This is a genomic window from Mesorhizobium sp. M7D.F.Ca.US.004.01.2.1 (assembly GCF_003997785.1).
Lineage (GTDB): Bacteria > Pseudomonadota > Alphaproteobacteria > Rhizobiales > Rhizobiaceae > Mesorhizobium > Mesorhizobium loti.
This window is the reverse complement of sequence record NZ_RZRQ01000707.1, coordinates 1-852: the sequence shown is the minus strand read 5'-3', so window position 1 is coordinate 852 and position 852 is coordinate 1. Positions and strand designations below refer to the sequence as shown.

Below are 852 nucleotides of genomic sequence, written 5' to 3'. Positions count from 1 at the left end.
CTAGGCTCAGGACTCATTGATCAGAGCCAGAAGATTACGGCTGCAGCGATACAGATCGCGGACATGAAGGTGTGGGCGCAGCGGTCATAGCGGGTGTGGATGCGCCGCCAGTCCTTGAGCCTGCCGAACATGTTCTCGATCTTGTGGCGGCTTTTGTATAGCACGGTGTCGTGCGGGATCGGCAGGTTGCGATTGGCTTTGGACGGGATGCAGGCGGCTATGCCGCGATCGGCCAGGGCCGTGCGGAACCAGTCGGCGTCGTAGCCTTTGTCACCAAGTAAGGCTGCGGCTTTCGGGAAGGCGTCGATCATGAGCGCGGCGCCTTTGTAGTCGCTCATCTGCCCTTCGCTGAGCAGCATGATCAGCGGCCGGCCATGTCCATCGCATACAGCATGCAGCTTGGAGTTCAGGCCGCCCTTGGTTCGCCCGATACGTCGGGGAACAGCCCCTTTTTTAGCAGGCTGGCGGCCGTTCGATGTGCTTTCAAATGGGTGGCATCGATCATCAGTTGATCGGGCTTGCCGCCTTTTGCCGCCAATTCGGCGAATATCCGATTGAATACGCCAAGGCGGCTCCAGCGGATGAAGCGGTTGTAGATCGTCTTGTGGGGACCATACTCTTTGGGTGCGTCGCGCCACCGCAGGCCGTTCCTGATCACGAAGATGATGCCGCTGACGATCCGCCGATCATCGACCCTCGGCACACCGTGAGACAGCGGGAAATGCCGCTCGATCCGACGCATCTGCGCCTCCGACAGCCAGATCAAATCACTCATTGCAGCGCCTCCTCGCACCGCAAATGAATCAGCCGTTTGGCGTCGCCGCAAGAGTTTTAATAGGTCCTGAGCCTAGA

Annotated in this window: 1 protein-coding gene; it reads right to left on the bottom strand. The window is 59.4% G+C overall.

The annotated features are described in order from the left end of the window. Positions 1–20: 20 nt before the first annotated feature. A protein-coding gene (locus EN993_RS36330) for an IS5 family transposase (RefSeq protein ID WP_127266283.1) occupies positions 21–775 on the bottom strand; the annotation gives its coding sequence in 2 pieces (ribosomal slippage) (positions 21–442 and positions 442–775; 756 coding nt in all). Positions 776–852: the final 77 nt, after the last annotated feature.